Genomic DNA, 15,027 nt, shown 5'->3' with positions numbered 1-15,027 from the left:
ACAAAAAAATAAAAAACTTTCAACAATTTGGTTTTTCACTATTCTTAATTATAATAAAAATATAAACTATAACATGAGGTGAGGAGTATGCGAGATTATAAACAAGAGCTTGAGGAATTGAGGCAAGGTAACTGTGCAGAGCTAGTCGTAAACCGAGAAGAGTTTTTAACATTTCGAGAAGTATGGCTGAAGGAAGAAGACCGAAATGCCTTTGTAGGTGAGGCTAGTTTGAATGGGCAGATTACGTATCGTTATAAAAAATAATGAATAATAGGAATATCCCAGTAAAACGGTTGTCTAAGAACGAAAAAAATGGTAATCTAAACAATTGAAGGGGTACTGTTTTCTTCTGAACAAACTCAGATGAGAGGAGCAAACTCTAAAAAAATTATTCGTTGAATGAAGGAGATTGATCATTATGGAAAAGAAAGATTTTCATGTAGTAGCTGAAACAGGAATCCATGCACGTCCTGCAACATTATTGGTGCAAACAGCAAGTAAATTTAATTCTGATGTTAACCTAGAATACAAAGGTAAATCAGTTAATTTAAAATCTATCATGGGTGTTATGTCTCTTGGTGTTGGTCAAGGTTCTGACGTGACTATTTCAGCTGAAGGTGCTGACGAAGCTGAAGCAATTGCAGCAATTACTGAAACAATGCAAAAGGAAGGTTTATCTGAATAATGGTTGAAAAGCTAAAAGGAATTGCGGCAAGTGATGGAGTAGCTGTTGCAAAAGCATACCTATTAGTTCAACCAGATTTATCATTTTCTAAAGTAAGTGTTTCTGACACAGATGCTGAAGAAAAACGTTTAGATGAAGCTTTAGCAAAGTCAACACAAGATTTGCAATTTATTCGTGATAAAGCTGCCAAGACTTTAGGCGAAGCCGAAGCACAGGTTTTTGATGCACACTTGATGGTGCTAAGTGATCCAGAATTAATTGGACAAATTAAACAAAACATTACTGATAACAAAGTAAATGCAGAGTCTGCACTCAAAGAAGTGACAGATATGTATATTTCTATGTTTGAAGCAATGGATGACAACGCGTACATGCAAGAACGCGCAGCAGATATCCGCGACGTAACGAAGCGTATTTTGGCTCACTTGTTACAAGTAACGCTGCCAAATCCTTCAATGATTAATGAAGAAGTCGTTGTTATCGCGCATGATTTGACACCAAGTGATACGGCACAACTAGACCGTCAATATGTAAAAGCTTTTGTAACAGATATCGGTGGACGGACTTCTCACTCGGCTATTATGGCTCGTTCGTTAGAAATCCCTGCAATCGTAGGTACAAAAGAAATTACAGCGAAAGTTAAAGCTGATGAAATTGTGGCAGTAAACGGTATTACTGGAGATGTTATTGTCAAACCAACTGAAGAAGAAAAAGCAGAGTTTCTTAAAGCTGGCGAAGACTTCGCAGCACAAAAAGCTGAATGGGAAAAACTAAAACTTGCTAAAACTGTGACTGCAGATGGCAAGCATTTTGAATTAGCAGCCAATATTGGTACACCAAAAGATTTGACTGGTGTAAACAATAATGGTGCTGAAGCGGTTGGTTTGTACCGGACAGAATTTTTGTACATGGATTCTCCTGATTTTCCAACTGAAGACGACCAATACAACGCATATAAAGCAGTATTGGAAGGTATGGATGGCAAACCAGTTGTTGTTCGTACAATGGACATCGGTGGCGACAAAGAGCTACCTTATTTGAAATTACCACACGAAATGAACCCATTCTTAGGATACCGTGCGTTAAGAATTAGCTTGTCTTCATTAGGAGACGATATGTTCCGTACACAATTGCGTGCATTATTGCGTGCATCTGTGCATGGTAATTTACGCATTATGTTCCCAATGGTAGCAACTTTGAAAGAATTTAGAGCTGCAAAAGCATTGTACAACGAAGAGAAACAAAAACTCGTTGACGAAGGTGTTGCAGTCGCTGATGATATTCAAGTTGGTATTATGATTGAAATCCCTGCAGCAGCTGTTCTTGCGGATAAGTTTGCAAAAGAAGTTGATTTCTTCAGTATTGGAACGAATGACCTAATTCAATACACAATGGCTGCTGACCGAATGAACGAACAAGTTTCTTACTTGTATCAACCTTATAACCCTTCAATTTTACGCCTAATCAAACATGTTGTTGATTCTGCGCATGCTGAAGGTAAATGGGCTGGTATGTGTGGAGAGATGGCGGGCGATCAAACGGCGGTTCCATTATTAATGGGTATTGGCTTAGATGAGTTCTCTATGAGTGCTACTTCAATCTTGAAGACACGTAGCTTAATGAAAAAATTGGACACAACAAAAATGCAAGAGTTAGCAAATCGTGCCTTGAATGATTGTGATACAATGGAAGAAGTTGTCGCATTGGTTCAAGAGTACGCTGAATAGGCTAGTCTTAAGTGAGCTACATAGAAGGATATCCTTCTATGTAGCTCTTTTTTTGTTTCAGAATCATTAGCCCGAGCTATTTGAATGACACAAAGCTATGATATAATAGATAAAAATAGATTTGTTAACTAGCTGTTAGCTTGGAGAGAGGAACTCGCATGTTAAAAATCACTATGTTTTCGCGCGCTGATGAGGTCAAAGGGCAAGGAGTTGGCAGTGCCTATTTAGAGCTTGTTAAGATGTTGCGTAGAGAATTTCCGACTGAATTTAAAATAAAGATTAATTCTTGGAAAAAAGCAGATATTTCCCATTATCATACAGTGAATTTCCCCTTTTATTTGTCTACTTTTTTAAAAAAAGCTAGAGGAGTAAGAGTTGGTTATGTTCATTTTTTACCAGAGACACTAGAGGGAAGTATTGAATTATATAAACCATTCCAAAAAATTTTTAATTGGTATTTGCTTGATTTTTATCGACGGATGGATGAGTTGGTCGTCGTGAATCCAAGCTTTATCCCCGCATTATTGCGCACAGGATGCGACCAGGACAAGATCACCTATATTCCTAACTTTGTCTCACAAAGCGAGTTTTATGAAAAGACTGAAGAACAAAAAAATCAGATTCGCTCTCGATTAGGGTATGATGAAGGCGATATGGTCATTTTGGGTGTGGGTCAGATTCAAAAAAGAAAAGGACTGGACGATTTTATCCAACTTGCCAAAGACAACCCTCAATGGAAGTTTATTTGGGCGGGCGGTTTTTCATTCGGGAAGATTACAGACGGGTATGCTGACTATGAAAAAGTATATAAAAACCCACCTAAAAATTTGTACTTTCCTGGAATTGTTGACCGTGAGACATTAGTTGATTATTATAATATTGCCACCATTTTTTTACTGCCTTCATATAACGAATTATTTCCAATGAGCATTTTAGAGGCTTTTAATTGCGGTACGCCGGTGATGGTAAGAGAGCTAGAGTTGTATCAATCAGTCATTGAAGGCTTTTATATTGGCTGTAAAGATCGAGCGGATATGCAACAAAAGATAGCTGTCTTGGATTCTAATCGTCCTAAATTGGCTCAGTGGCGTCAAGCATCTCAAAGAGCCGCTCAGAAATATTCTGAAGCGGCAGTTGCAAAGCTTTGGTATAACTATTATATGACTACCTATAAAAAATATCGTTCATAAGAGAGGAGTGCTATTCTTGAAAATTGGTTTCTTCACGGATACTTATTTTCCACAGGTGAGTGGAGTAGCGACATCCATTAAGACATTAAAAGACCAGCTAGAAGAGCATGGTCATCAAGTGTATATTTTTACGACTACTGACCCAAATGCTCCGCGATTTGATGAAGGAATTATTCGCATGCCGAGTGTGCCATTTGTCTCTTTCACCGATCGCCGTGTCGTTGTAAGAGGAATGTGGTATGCCTATTTGATAGCGAAAGAGCTTGAGCTAGATTTAATTCATACACACACTGAGTTTGGTGCTGGTATTTTAGGTAAAATGGTTGGTAAAAAAATGAAAATTCCTGTTGTTCATACGTATCACACGATGTATGAAGACTATTTGCATTATATTGCCAATGGAAAAGTTATACGACCAGCTCATGTCAAATATTTTTCTCGCTTGTTTGTGAATCATTCCAGTGGTGTGATTTGCCCTAGTGAAAGAGTCATTAAGACCTTAAAAGAGTATGGTGTATCGATCCCAATGCGAATTATTCCAACAGGTATTGAAATAGACAAATTTGAACGTCCAGATATCACACCTGAAATGTCACAAAAGACACGTAGGTCATTAGGGATTGATGAAAATCAGGTGATGTTGCTATCATTGAGTCGTTTGTCATATGAAAAAAATATTCAGGCAATAATCTATGGACTACCAGCTATTTTAAAAATGAAACCAAATGTGAAGTTAGTTATCGTGGGTGATGGACCATATCGCGAAGATTTAGAAGTTTTGGTCAAGCAGAAACAAGTCGAGAAGTTTGTCACTTTTGTCGGAGAAGTTCCGAATAATGAAGTAGCAATCTATTATCATGCAGCCGACTATTTTGTTAGTACGTCAACCTCTGAAACGCAAGGCTTGACGTACACGGAAGCGATGGCAGCTGGAACACAGCTGATCGTTGAAGGAAATGATTACCTAAATAATTTAATCAATTACGATTGCTTAGGAACTACCTTTGAGACCGATGAAGACTTTGCAAATGCAGTCATCAATTATGTAGATCAAAAGATAGCGATGGATCCCGCTATCTTAGCAAAGAAACTATATGAGATATCTGCTGAAAAATTCGGAGCGAAAATTATTGAATTTTATGAAGATTTGATTGCCCTAAATCAGTTGGAACGAGAAGAAAAGCAAGAAGAAGTTATCTTAAAAAAGATGAAAATGAAGTTACCAAGCTTAAAAAGATCATCTATCGATTAAAATATTCGCTTAAGATCACAAGGATAGCTTATACTAGACTTGTGATTTTTGATTGGAGGAATGAAAAATGAAACTTGGATTTATCGGTACTGGTGTAATGGGCCATGCTATGGTACAACATTTGCAAAATGCTGGGCATGAATTATATGTCTACAATCGTACTAAATCAAAAACTGATGATCTTGTAAACGATGGAGCGACTTGGTGTGACACTCCGACAGAAGTTGCTACGAATGCTGAGTTTGTTTTTTCAATGGTTGGCTATCCTAAAGATGTGGAAGAAATTTACTTTGGTGATAAAGGTTTATTTAAAGCGAATTTAGCAGGGAAAACACTTGTTGACTTTACGACAAGTACGCCGTCTCTAGCCGAAAAAATTTATCATGAAGCTCAAAAAGTGGGAGCGGCCAGCTTAGATGCTCCAGTTTCAGGCGGGGATTTAGGGGCCAAGAATGCGACCTTAACCATCATGGTAGGTGGTGAGGAAGAAACGTACGAGAAAGTTCTCCCATTTTTTGAAATTGTAGGTAAGACGTACTCCTTTCATGGTGGTGCAGGAAGCGGCCAGCATACAAAAATGGCGAATCAAATCATGATTGCAGGTACGATGACGGGAATGACTGAAATGCTTGTCTATGCCAATGCTGCAGGCTTAGATTTACCAAAAGTCATCCATACTCTTGGTGGCGGGAGTGCAGAAAATTGGTCGATGTTGAATTATGGGCCAAGAATTCTTAAAGAAGACTATTCACCAGGTTTCTTCGTAAAACACTTTATTAAAGATTTGAAAATAGCGCTCGATGAAGCCAAAGCGATGAATTTTGACTTACCTAGCACTTCCTTAGCAACAAGACTGTATGAACAATTAGCAGATCAAGGATTTGAAAATGATGGTACACAGGCTTTAATCAAACTTTGGTGGGAGAATGAAAAAAAATCTTAAAAAGATATTTTTTTTCCTGAAAACAAATGCAAGTTAACCTTGCTTCTGTTACAATGTAACAGAAGTAAGGAAAGGGAGGATTGCCGAATGAAGAGTTCGCAATTAGTCGCTATTATCAAACGTCTTGAAGCAATGGTCGAAGCACAAGATAATGAAGTTCAAGTACGACGTTTTGAAAAAGATGGCGTTGAAAAGTGCACAGTTACCTATGATCGTTCAACTGAAACATTTGAATTAACCGAAGCAGAATCAAATCAACCGTATCAATTTGATAACATTGATATTGTTGCTATGGAAATTTACGATTTAATCCAATAATCAAAAAGAGCAATAGTTGCTCTTTTTTTTATAATAATAATTTGACAATCAAATTATTTTAAGATTTTTTTAATAAAGAAAGTAGTTATATACGCACATTTTCATGAGGAAAAGTGGTTTTTATAAATTAATACTTGCTTTTTTTATTTTCTTAATTTATAGTTTGATTATCAAATCATTTGACAATCAAACTATCTGGGTGGGCACATTATGGAACAAAATTTTGAAGAAATTAACGATTTATTAGTAGAAGTATTCAATGATATTTTGGTGATTGAAGAATCTGAATTAAAAAAATCGCAATTCAAAGATTTATCGATTACTGAAATGCATACCATCGAAGCGATAGGTATGTACAAGAAGAAAACAACTACGGAAGTGGCAAATGAACTATCTAATACTGTGGGCACGTTAACAATTGCGATTAATCGCTTAGTTAAAAAAGGATATGTCGAACGAATTCGAAGTGAAGATGATCGACGTGTTGTGAAATTAGGTTTGACAAAAAAAGGAAAATTAATTTTTCGTGTTCATCAACACTTTCATCGAGAAATGATTAAAGCTGTTATCAAGGGCATGGATGGAGAACAATCTTCGGCGTTACTTAAAGCGCTAGATAATTTGCATAATTTTTTGCAAGAGTACAAGTGAGTGGATGAGATGGTTAGTTATGGACGGATTACGGCAACTGCGAGTTACCTTCCGCCTAAAGTAGTGACAAATGATGATTTAGCAAAAGTGATGGAGACAAGTGATGAATGGATTGCTAGCCGAACAGGTATTAGACAACGACACATCGCAGAAAATGAGAATACGTCAGATTTATGTATTCACGTCGCCAACACACTTTTACAAAAAGTGAAGAAACAAAGTAGTGACCTTGACTTTATTATTATTGCGACGATGACACCTGATTATCACACCCCTTCAGTAGCTTGCATGGTGCAAGGAGCAATTCAAGCTACGAATGCCTATGCATTTGATATTAGTGTCGCCTGCTCAGGATTCGTCTATGCACTATCATTGGCAAATAAACTTATCCAAACAGGAGCTAAGTGTGGATTGGTGATTGGCGGAGAAGTACTCTCAAAGATGCTTGATTGGCAAGATCGTTCGACGGCAGTATTGTTTGGAGATGGTGCAGCAGGTGTGGTGCTTGAAGCAAGTGATCAACCGATGATTGTTAAAGAAAAGCTTTATTCAAATGGCTCGCTAGGTCAGGCACTTACCTCGGGATTAGTAGAGACGACGGATTATCAAAAGACCGTCCATCCTTTACAAATGGAAGGGCGAGCAATCTTTGATTTTGCGACTCGGACTGTTGTCCAATCGGTCAAAGAATTACTAGCTGATGAGGCACAATCTGTGGATTACTTTTTGTTGCATCAAGCAAATGCGCGGATTCTTGATATTTTTGCGAAAAAATTACAAGTGCCGCGTGAGAAATTTTTACAAAATATTCAGCACTACGGCAATACATCGGCAGCAACCATTCCATTATTGCTAGATGAAGCAGTGGGTGATGGTACGATTATACTAGGCGGGAAGCAAAAAATTATCCTGACTGGTTTTGGCGGTGGATTAACTTGGGGCAATCTTTTGCTACAAGTATAACTATAAAAGAAATCTTTGGAGGAATGTATAAATGGTATTCGAAAAAATTCAAGCAATTGTGGCAGAAGAATTAGGTAAAGAAAAAGAAGAAATCAAATTAACAACAAATATTCAAGAAGATTTAGAAGCGGATAGCTTAGATTTGTTCCAAATTATTAACGAAATTGAAGATGAGTTTGATGTGAAGATTGAAACAGAAGATGGCATCAAGACAGTTGAAGATTTAGTGAAATATGTAGAAAACCAACAAGCATAATACTTAGAGGCTGGGCGAAAGCCTGGCTTTTCTTTTTAGAAAGGAATACATACATGAAGACTGCTTTTTTATTTAGTGGCCAAGGGTCGCAATATACAGGTATGGGTCAAGATATATATGAAAATTTCAAATTGGCACGTGAACAATTTGAAGAAGCAAGTGATTGTCTGGGATATGATATGGCCGCTCTTTGTTTTGAAGAAAATGATCGTCTGCACCTCACTGAATATACACAACCAGCCATACTAACGGTAAGCACGGCAATTATGCGGGTGGCACAAGCAGAAGGGCTTACGGCAGAGGCTGTCGCTGGTCTAAGTCTTGGAGAGTATACTGCTTTGGTAGCTAGTCAAGCACTTACATTTTCTCAAGCGGTCCAACTGGTTGCTAAAAGAGGAAAGTTCATGTCTGATTGTGCACCTGAAGGATCTGGCAAGATGGTTGCGGTCATGAATGCTGATCCTGCATTAATTGAACAAATTTGTCGCAAGGTTGCCTCTGAGACTGGTCAAATTGTTGCTCCTGCTAACTACAATACGCCCCAACAAATTGTGATTGGTGGCGAAACAGAAGCGGTCGACCAAGCAGTGGTGCAGTTACAAGAAGCAGGTGTTCGTCGTTGCGTGCCACTAAAAGTAAGTGGTCCCTTTCATACACCGCTACTAAAACAAGCAGCAAGTGATTTGAAAGCGGAGTTGGCACGGGTATCCTTTTCACCAATGAGACTTCCTGTGGTAGGCAATGTGACCGCTGAAGTATTGACAGATGAAGAGGTTATTCCACTACTTGAAAAACAAGTAATGTCACCTGTACGGTTTTACGATAGTATCCAAACATTGCAACAATTAGGTGTGACGAACTTTATCGAAATTGGTCCTGGAAAAGTATTGTCAGGCTTTATGAAAAAAATTGATAAGACCCTTACGACAAGTCATATCGAAAATATACCTACACTAAATGAGACAGTGGCAAATTGTCGATAGGAGGAAGCGATGGAATTAAAAGGAAAAACAGCATTTATTACTGGTAGTTCAAGAGGGATTGGTTTAGCAATTGCCCATGCATTTGCTAAAGAAGGAATGAACATCATTTTAAATGGTCGTAAAGACATTTCAAAGGAAATGATTGACTCGATTGCTTCCTATGGGGTGACTTGTATTGGAATTAGTGGTGATATCTCAGATTATGACGCTGCTAAAGAAATGATCGAGCAAGCTGAATCTCAATTAGGAGCTATTTCTGTGTTGGTAAATAATGCGGGAATTACGAATGATAAATTATTGTTGCGTATGGCACCTAGTGATTTTGAAGATGTCTTAAAAATCAATCTAGTCGGGACATTTAATATGACCCAATTAATCGTTAAGAAAATGATGAAGCAACGCAGCGGGACAATCATCAATCTATCAAGTGTTTCGGGATTAATTGGTAACATCGGTCAAGCCAACTATGCTGCAAGTAAAGCAGGGGTGATTGGCTTTACGAAAACGGTGGCCCGAGAAGCTGCTGCAAGAGGAATTACGTGTAATGCGATTGCTCCAGGGTTTATTCAGACCGATATGACAGAGGTGCTTTCTGATAAGGTCAAACAACAAGTGACACAAACCATTCCATTGCAATCATTTGGCACTGTTGAAGATGTTGCGCAAACAGCTGTGTTTTTGGCAAAAAGCCCGTACATTACAGGACAGGTCGTCAATGTTGATGGCGGTCTAGTCATGCATGATTAAAGGAGGAAAAAAATGAATCGAGTAGTAATTACAGGATTTGGCGTCGTTTCTCCAATTGGAAATGATGCAGACACCTTTTTAACAAGCCTAAAAGAGGGAACAAACGGCATTGGACCGATAACGAAATTTGACGCTGAGGAAACGGGCATTCATGTTGCCGGTGAAGTGAAAGAGTTTCCTTTAGAGAAATATTTTACTAAAAAAGATACTAAGAGAATGGAAATGTTTTCTATTTATGGTATTCATGCAGCCCTAGATGCATTGGCGATGGCGAACATTTCGATTGACGAGATTGATACAGATCGTTTTGGTGTCATTGTTGGGTCTGGTATCGGTGGATTACCGACCATTCAAGATCAAGTAACGCGCATGAATGCCAAGGGAGCTCAGCGCGTATCACCGATGTTTGTCCCACTTTCAATCGTCAATATGGTGTCAGGAAATATTGCCATGCGTGTCGGAGCGAAAGGCGTTTGTTATTCACCGGTAACCGCTTGTGCGACAGGAACCAATGCAATCGGCGAAGCATTCCGTAATATTAAGCATGGGTATTCAGATTTGATTTTAGCTGGAGGATCCGAAGCAACGATTTGCGAAATTGGTATTGCTGGTTTTGCTTCTTTGACCGCCTTGACAACAGAAGAAGATCCTAACCGAGCATCCATTCCGTTTGATAATGAACGAAGTGGCTTTGTAATGGGTGAAGGAGCTGGGGTGGTTATGCTCGAATCATTAGAACATGCTCAAAAAAGAGGGGCCACCATTCTAGCGGAGGTAGTCGGCTATGGTGCCACCTGTGATGCCTATCATATGACAGCGCCAAATCCTGATGGGTCAGGTGCCGGCAAAGCAATCAAGCAAGCATTGACCGAAGCGAACATTAAAGCCAAGCAAGTCGGCTATGTGAATGCACACGGCACAAGCACACCTACGAATGATGGTGCAGAGGCGACTGCTATTCAATATGGATTGGGTGATAGCTATTTGGAGACATATGTAAGTAGTACCAAGTCAATGACTGGTCACTTACTAGGGGCCGCAGGAGGTGTAGAGGCGATTGCGACCATTTTGGCCTTACAGCACCAATTTATTCCACCGAATATCAATGTGAATGAACAAGATCCATCGATAAATCTGAACGTCGTAAAAAATACGAGTATTCCTGCAACTTTTGAGTACGCATTGAGCGACTCGTTGGGATTTGGCGGACACAATGCCGTTATTTTAATGAAGAAATGGGGAGAAGAAAAATGAACTTCTCAGAAATAAAAGAGCTTATTTCTTTGGTGAATGACTCGAAATTAACTGAATTTCGCATGCAAGAACAACAGTTTGAATTGTATTTAAATAAAAATCAACAATGTGGAGTATCCTCGCGAAAAGAAGAGGTTGCTTATAGCCCTAGCGCCCCAGTAGCTGCTCCTCAGATTCAACCAACTGAAGAAACACCAGCTTCAGCCCCTGTAGCCAGTGAAGGCGGACACCAGATTGAATCACCACTTGTGGGAGTCGTTTATCTAAAACCAAATCCCGATAAGCCCGTCTTTAAACAAGTCGGTGATCAAGTTAAAGTTGGTGAAGTAGTATGTATTATCGAGGCGATGAAAGTCATGAATGAAATTGTCAGTGATGTGAATGGTGAAGTAACGGCAATTTACGTTGAAAATGAAGAAGTGGTAGAATTTGGTCAACCATTGATTCAAATAAAGGAGAGTTAGTCGATGACAAGTCTATCAATTACAGAAATCAAAGAAATTATTCCTCATCGTTATCCGATGCTATTAATTGATCGTGTAGAAGAGTTAGTAGTCGGAGAACGCATTATTGCTAAAAAAAATGTAACGATTAACGAACCTTTCTTTCAGGGACATTTTCCGCATGAACCAGTCATGCCAGGTGTCTTAATCATTGAAGCGATGGCCCAAGCTGGCGCGGTAGCATTACTGTCGATTGAGGAATTCAAAGGCAAGACCGCTTATTTTGGTGGGATCGATAAAGCGAAGTTTCGCAAAAAAGTTACACCTGGTGATACCCTGATACTAGAAGTAGAATTATTAAAAGTGAAAGCCAATGCTGGCATGGGCAAGGGAATTGCCAAAGTCGATGGGAAGAAAGTAGCTGAAGCTGAGCTAACCTTTATGATTGGATAGGTGAACACATGTTTTCAAAAATATTGATTGCAAACCGTGGAGAGATCGCGGTCAGAATAATTCGTGCCTGTCGCGAGTTAGGTATACGCACAGTAGCTGTCTATTCCGAAGCAGATCGAGAAGCATTTCATGCGGAGCTAGCTGATGAGGCCATTTGTATTGGCCCTGCTAAAGCTTCCGATTCATATTTAAATGTGCAACAAATTTTGAGCGCAGCCATCGTGACCAAAGCGGAGGCGATTCACACTGGTTTTGGTTTTTTATCAGAGAATAGCCGGTTTGCCGAAATGTGTGAAGAATGTCAAATCAAATTCATCGGGCCAAATAGTCAAACCATCGATGAAATGGGCAATAAAATTCATGCTCGTCAATTGATGATTGATGCAAAAGTACCGGTGATTCCTGGGTCTGAAGGTGTTCTAAAAACGATGGATGAAGCGTTGACATTAGCAGAGGAGATTGGCTATCCAGTCATGCTGAAAGCAGCAGCTGGTGGTGGCGGTAAAGGGATTCGTAAAGTACCGAGTCCAAAAGAACTAGCAAGTCTATTCTCCTCCGCTCAACAAGAAGCCCAAGCAGCATTTGGCAATGGCGATATGTACATGGAAAAAATCATCTATCCAGCTCGTCACATTGAAGTTCAAATTTTAGGTGACGAGTATGGGTCAATCGTTCATTTAGGTGAGCGTGATTGTTCACTGCAACGAAACAACCAAAAAGTGCTCGAAGAATCGCCATCTGTCGCTTTGTCTACTAGTGATCGTGCCTATGTCGGCGAACTAGCTGTGAAAGCAGCAGAGGCAGTGAAGTATCAAAATGCCGGAACAATTGAGTTTTTACGAGACGAAGCCGGCCGTTTTTATTTCATGGAAATGAATACCCGTATCCAGGTGGAACATCCTGTCACTGAAATGGTGACGGGAGTCGATATTGTCAAAAAGCAAATTGAAATTGCCGATGGACAACCATTGAATCTTGAACAAGCGGATATTTCATTTACAGGACATGCCATCGAGTGCCGAATTAATGCAGAAAACCCTGCTTTTCATTTTGCGCCATCACCAGGAAAGATTACAAATTTATTGCTTCCAAGTGGTGGGATGGGGCTTAGAGTGGATAGTGCGATGTATTCAGGGTATACAATTCCGCCATACTATGATTCGATGATTGCAAAAATTATTGTCCATGGTGAGAATCGCTTTGAAGCGTTAATGAAAATGCAACGAGCTCTGGGTGAATTATTAACAGAAGGTGTACAAACCAATGCAGAGTTTCAAATGGATTTGATTAGTCATCCAAATGTGATTGCCGGTGATTATACGACGGCCTTTTTACAAGAAGACTTTCTACCAAATTGGCAACCTGAAGATTAGAGGTGAGGCGTAGTGGCATTATTCAAGAAGAAAAAAGATTATATTCGCATTTCTCCAAATAGACATCAACCAACGAATCCTGAACCAAGCGTGCCTGACAATATGTGGGCGAAATGTCCGAGCTGTAAACATATCCTATATACCAAAGAAATGGGAGCTGAAAAAGTCTGCCCTAACTGTGGCTATAATTTCCGCATTCGTGCATGGGAACGCTTGGCGTTAACGATTGATGAGCAAAGTTTCGAAGAATGGGATGAAAATTTGGTAACGAAAGATCCTTTGACGTTTCCTGGATATCGTGAGAAAGTTGTCAAAGCACAGAAACAAACGCATTTAAACGAAGCGGTATTAACTGGCAAAGCGTTACTTGATCAAAAAGAAATTGCGATTGGCATTATGGATTCCCATTTCATTATGGGAAGTATGGGGACGGTTGTTGGAGAAAAAATCACTCGGCTCTTTGAACGAGCAACAAGTGAAAAATTACCGGTTATTTTGTTTACAGCTTCCGGAGGTGCTCGGATGCAAGAAGGTATTTTCTCCTTGATGCAAATGGCTAAAATTTCAGCAGCTGTCAAGCGTCATAGTAATGCAGGGTTAGTGTACATAGCTATTTTGACAGATCCTACGACTGGTGGAGTGACTGCGAGTTTCGCGATGGAAGGCGATATTATTTTAGCAGAGCCACAAGCGTTGATTGGATTTGCCGGGCGTCGAGTGATTGAAGAGACGATTAAACAAGAGCTGCCTGAAGATTTTCAAAAAGCGGAATTTCTATTAAAGCACGGCTTCATTGATCAAATCGTCCCCCGTTTAGAAATAAAATCTCGTTTAGCTACGTTGATTCAATTGCACCAAAAGGGGGACTGGTAAGCATGGAAAAGAACGCTTATGAAATCGTGTCGCTCGCACGTGACAAAGACCGCATGACCTCGCTTGATATCATTCAGGAAGTTTTTGATCAATTTCAAGAATTTCATGGGGATCGTCTTTATGCAGATGATGAAGCAATTGTTGGTGGTGTTGGGCTTTTGGCAGGCAAGCCGGTGACTGTAGTAGGTATTCAAAAAGGAAAAAATTTACCTGAGAATTTACGCCGAAATTTTGGGTCACCTCATCCAGAGGGCTACCGTAAAGCATTGCGCTTGATGAAGCAAGCAGAGAAATTCCAGCGCCCCATCGTGACGCTAATCAATACAGCTGGTGCATTTTGCGGGGTTGGGGCAGAGGAGCGCGGAGAAGGCGAGGCCATCGCTAGAAACTTACTCGAAATGTCTGACCTTAAAACACCTATTTTAGCCATCATTATCGGTGAGGGTGGTAGTGGTGGTGCCTTAGCTCTAGCCGCAGCAGACGAAGTATGGATGATGGAGCACTCGATCTATGCGATATTATCACCTGAAGGATTCGCATCAATCTTATGGAAAGATGGCAAGAAAGCGCCGGAAGCGGCTGAGTTAATGAAAATCACCGCAAGCGAGCTAAAGCAAATGAAGGTCATCGAGCGTGTGATTCCAGAGACGTTTCGTGGTCGTCCTCTTCCTCAAGAAGAGATTGTTACCCGTTTGAAAGAGGACATATCAAGAAAATTAACCGAATTGATGGCTTTGGATGAAGAGGAATTGGTACAAAATAGGTACAATCGGTACCGTGCATATTAAACGTTTATTGGAAGATAGGTATGTTTAAGAGGAGTGTGACGGGATTTTGTCACATTCCTTTTTTTGAATAAATATAAAGATTATCCAAATTTTTTATAAAAATGTCCTTTATTCTGCATCTAATCTAT

18 protein-coding genes are annotated in these 15,027 nt (G+C 39.7%); all 18 read left to right on the top strand.

Features of this window, described 5'->3' with window-relative positions; genetic code table 11:
- Nucleotides 1–87 precede the first annotated feature (87 nt).
- The 18 genes from HMPREF9088_RS12085 to HMPREF9088_RS07445 all read left to right on the top strand — a co-directional run bounded on the left by HMPREF9088_RS12085 (nt 88) and on the right by HMPREF9088_RS07445 (nt 14,899).
- Nucleotides 88–264 (top strand): hypothetical protein, encoded by a 177-nt coding sequence (locus tag HMPREF9088_RS12085; protein WP_007208600.1) that lies wholly within the window; start codon nt 88–90, stop codon nt 262–264.
- A 154-nt stretch (nt 265–418) separates the two neighbouring features.
- Nucleotides 419–685, top strand: a complete 267-nt coding sequence (locus HMPREF9088_RS07525) for a phosphocarrier protein HPr (RefSeq protein WP_007208599.1) — start codon at nt 419–421, stop codon at nt 683–685.
- A complete protein-coding gene (ptsP, locus tag HMPREF9088_RS07520) occupies nt 685–2,412 on the top strand; it encodes a phosphoenolpyruvate--protein phosphotransferase (protein WP_007208598.1) in 1,728 nt (575 codons plus the stop codon). Before HMPREF9088_RS07525 ends, ptsP begins: the two co-directional genes overlap by 1 nt.
- A gap of 158 nt (nt 2,413–2,570) precedes the next feature.
- Entirely contained in the window at nt 2,571–3,602 is a 1,032-nt protein-coding gene (locus HMPREF9088_RS07515) for a glycosyltransferase family 4 protein (protein ID WP_007208597.1), read from the top strand.
- A gap of 16 nt (nt 3,603–3,618) precedes the next feature.
- Nucleotides 3,619–4,854 (top strand): glycosyltransferase family 4 protein, encoded by a 1,236-nt coding sequence (locus tag HMPREF9088_RS07510; protein ID WP_040366784.1) that lies wholly within the window; start codon nt 3,619–3,621, stop codon nt 4,852–4,854.
- A 67-nt stretch (nt 4,855–4,921) separates the two neighbouring features.
- Nucleotides 4,922–5,797, top strand: coding sequence for an NAD(P)-dependent oxidoreductase (locus HMPREF9088_RS07505; protein ID WP_007208595.1), 876 nt, complete (start codon nt 4,922–4,924; stop codon nt 5,795–5,797).
- 87 nt (nt 5,798–5,884) lie between these two features.
- Complete coding sequence (locus tag HMPREF9088_RS07500; protein WP_007208594.1) at nt 5,885–6,115, top strand: YkuJ family protein; 231 nt, start codon at nt 5,885–5,887, stop codon at nt 6,113–6,115.
- A gap of 210 nt (nt 6,116–6,325) precedes the next feature.
- On the top strand, nt 6,326–6,766 hold the full coding sequence (fabT, locus tag HMPREF9088_RS07495) for a fatty acid biosynthesis transcriptional regulator FabT (RefSeq protein ID WP_007208592.1): 441 nt from the start codon (nt 6,326–6,328) through the stop codon (nt 6,764–6,766).
- A gap of 9 nt (nt 6,767–6,775) precedes the next feature.
- The gene (locus tag HMPREF9088_RS07490) at nt 6,776–7,729 is read left to right on the top strand and encodes a beta-ketoacyl-ACP synthase III (RefSeq protein ID WP_040367358.1); all 954 of its coding nucleotides are present in this window, start codon (nt 6,776–6,778) and stop codon (nt 7,727–7,729) included.
- A gap of 31 nt (nt 7,730–7,760) precedes the next feature.
- Complete coding sequence (locus tag HMPREF9088_RS07485) at nt 7,761–7,985, top strand: acyl carrier protein (RefSeq protein ID WP_007208590.1); 225 nt, start codon at nt 7,761–7,763, stop codon at nt 7,983–7,985.
- Nucleotides 7,986–8,038: 53 nt separating this feature from the next.
- Complete coding sequence (gene fabD / locus HMPREF9088_RS07480) at nt 8,039–8,968, top strand: ACP S-malonyltransferase (RefSeq protein ID WP_007208589.1); 930 nt, start codon at nt 8,039–8,041, stop codon at nt 8,966–8,968.
- A gap of 9 nt (nt 8,969–8,977) precedes the next feature.
- On the top strand, nt 8,978–9,715 hold the full coding sequence (gene fabG, locus HMPREF9088_RS07475) for a 3-oxoacyl-[acyl-carrier-protein] reductase (RefSeq protein ID WP_007208588.1): 738 nt from the start codon (nt 8,978–8,980) through the stop codon (nt 9,713–9,715).
- A 12-nt stretch (nt 9,716–9,727) separates the two neighbouring features.
- On the top strand, nt 9,728–10,969 hold the full coding sequence (gene fabF / locus HMPREF9088_RS07470; protein WP_007208587.1) for a beta-ketoacyl-ACP synthase II: 1,242 nt from the start codon (nt 9,728–9,730) through the stop codon (nt 10,967–10,969).
- On the top strand, nt 10,966–11,433 hold the full coding sequence (accB, locus tag HMPREF9088_RS07465) for an acetyl-CoA carboxylase biotin carboxyl carrier protein (RefSeq protein ID WP_007208586.1): 468 nt from the start codon (nt 10,966–10,968) through the stop codon (nt 11,431–11,433). The genes fabF and accB overlap by 4 nt, the downstream gene beginning before the upstream one ends.
- Nucleotides 11,434–11,436: 3 nt before the next feature.
- Nucleotides 11,437–11,865: a 3-hydroxyacyl-ACP dehydratase FabZ gene (gene fabZ, locus HMPREF9088_RS07460; RefSeq protein ID WP_007208585.1), complete on the top strand. Its 429-nt coding sequence runs from the start codon at nt 11,437–11,439 to the stop codon at nt 11,863–11,865.
- 8 nt (nt 11,866–11,873) lie between these two features.
- Entirely contained in the window at nt 11,874–13,238 is a 1,365-nt protein-coding gene (locus HMPREF9088_RS07455) for an acetyl-CoA carboxylase biotin carboxylase subunit (RefSeq protein ID WP_007208584.1), read from the top strand.
- Between the two features lie 12 nt (nt 13,239–13,250).
- Entirely contained in the window at nt 13,251–14,111 is an 861-nt protein-coding gene (gene accD, locus HMPREF9088_RS07450; protein WP_007208583.1) for an acetyl-CoA carboxylase, carboxyltransferase subunit beta, read from the top strand.
- Between the two features lie 2 nt (nt 14,112–14,113).
- Entirely contained in the window at nt 14,114–14,899 is a 786-nt protein-coding gene (locus HMPREF9088_RS07445; protein ID WP_007208582.1) for an acetyl-CoA carboxylase carboxyl transferase subunit alpha, read from the top strand.
- Nucleotides 14,900–15,027: the final 128 nt, after the last annotated feature.

It is taken from the genome of Enterococcus italicus DSM 15952 (genome assembly GCF_000185365.1).
Classification (GTDB): domain Bacteria; phylum Bacillota; class Bacilli; order Lactobacillales; family Enterococcaceae; genus Enterococcus_G; species Enterococcus_G italicus.
This window is presented reverse-complemented; position numbering and strand designations above follow the sequence as displayed.

Bases quoted from the DNA above. Each gene is read 5' to 3' on its own strand.
- HMPREF9088_RS12085 (WP_007208600.1), top strand. From the start codon at position 88: ATGCGAGATTATAAACAAGAGCTTGAGGAATTGAGGCAAGGTAACTGT.
- HMPREF9088_RS07525 (WP_007208599.1), top strand. From the start codon at position 419: ATGGAAAAGAAAGATTTTCATGTAGTAGCTGAAACAGGAATCCATGCA.
- ptsP (WP_007208598.1), top strand. From the start codon at position 685: ATGGTTGAAAAGCTAAAAGGAATTGCGGCAAGTGATGGAGTAGCTGTT.
- HMPREF9088_RS07515 (WP_007208597.1), top strand. From the start codon at position 2,571: ATGTTAAAAATCACTATGTTTTCGCGCGCTGATGAGGTCAAAGGGCAA.
- HMPREF9088_RS07505 (WP_007208595.1), top strand. From the start codon at position 4,922: ATGAAACTTGGATTTATCGGTACTGGTGTAATGGGCCATGCTATGGTA.
- HMPREF9088_RS07500 (WP_007208594.1), top strand. From the start codon at position 5,885: ATGAAGAGTTCGCAATTAGTCGCTATTATCAAACGTCTTGAAGCAATG.
- fabT (WP_007208592.1), top strand. From the start codon at position 6,326: ATGGAACAAAATTTTGAAGAAATTAACGATTTATTAGTAGAAGTATTC.
- HMPREF9088_RS07490 (WP_040367358.1), top strand. From the start codon at position 6,776: ATGGTTAGTTATGGACGGATTACGGCAACTGCGAGTTACCTTCCGCCT.
- HMPREF9088_RS07485 (WP_007208590.1), top strand. From the start codon at position 7,761: ATGGTATTCGAAAAAATTCAAGCAATTGTGGCAGAAGAATTAGGTAAA.
- fabD (WP_007208589.1), top strand. From the start codon at position 8,039: ATGAAGACTGCTTTTTTATTTAGTGGCCAAGGGTCGCAATATACAGGT.
- fabG (WP_007208588.1), top strand. From the start codon at position 8,978: ATGGAATTAAAAGGAAAAACAGCATTTATTACTGGTAGTTCAAGAGGG.
- fabF (WP_007208587.1), top strand. From the start codon at position 9,728: ATGAATCGAGTAGTAATTACAGGATTTGGCGTCGTTTCTCCAATTGGA.
- accB (WP_007208586.1), top strand. From the start codon at position 10,966: ATGAACTTCTCAGAAATAAAAGAGCTTATTTCTTTGGTGAATGACTCG.
- fabZ (WP_007208585.1), top strand. From the start codon at position 11,437: ATGACAAGTCTATCAATTACAGAAATCAAAGAAATTATTCCTCATCGT.
- HMPREF9088_RS07455 (WP_007208584.1), top strand. From the start codon at position 11,874: ATGTTTTCAAAAATATTGATTGCAAACCGTGGAGAGATCGCGGTCAGA.
- HMPREF9088_RS07445 (WP_007208582.1), top strand. From the start codon at position 14,114: ATGGAAAAGAACGCTTATGAAATCGTGTCGCTCGCACGTGACAAAGAC.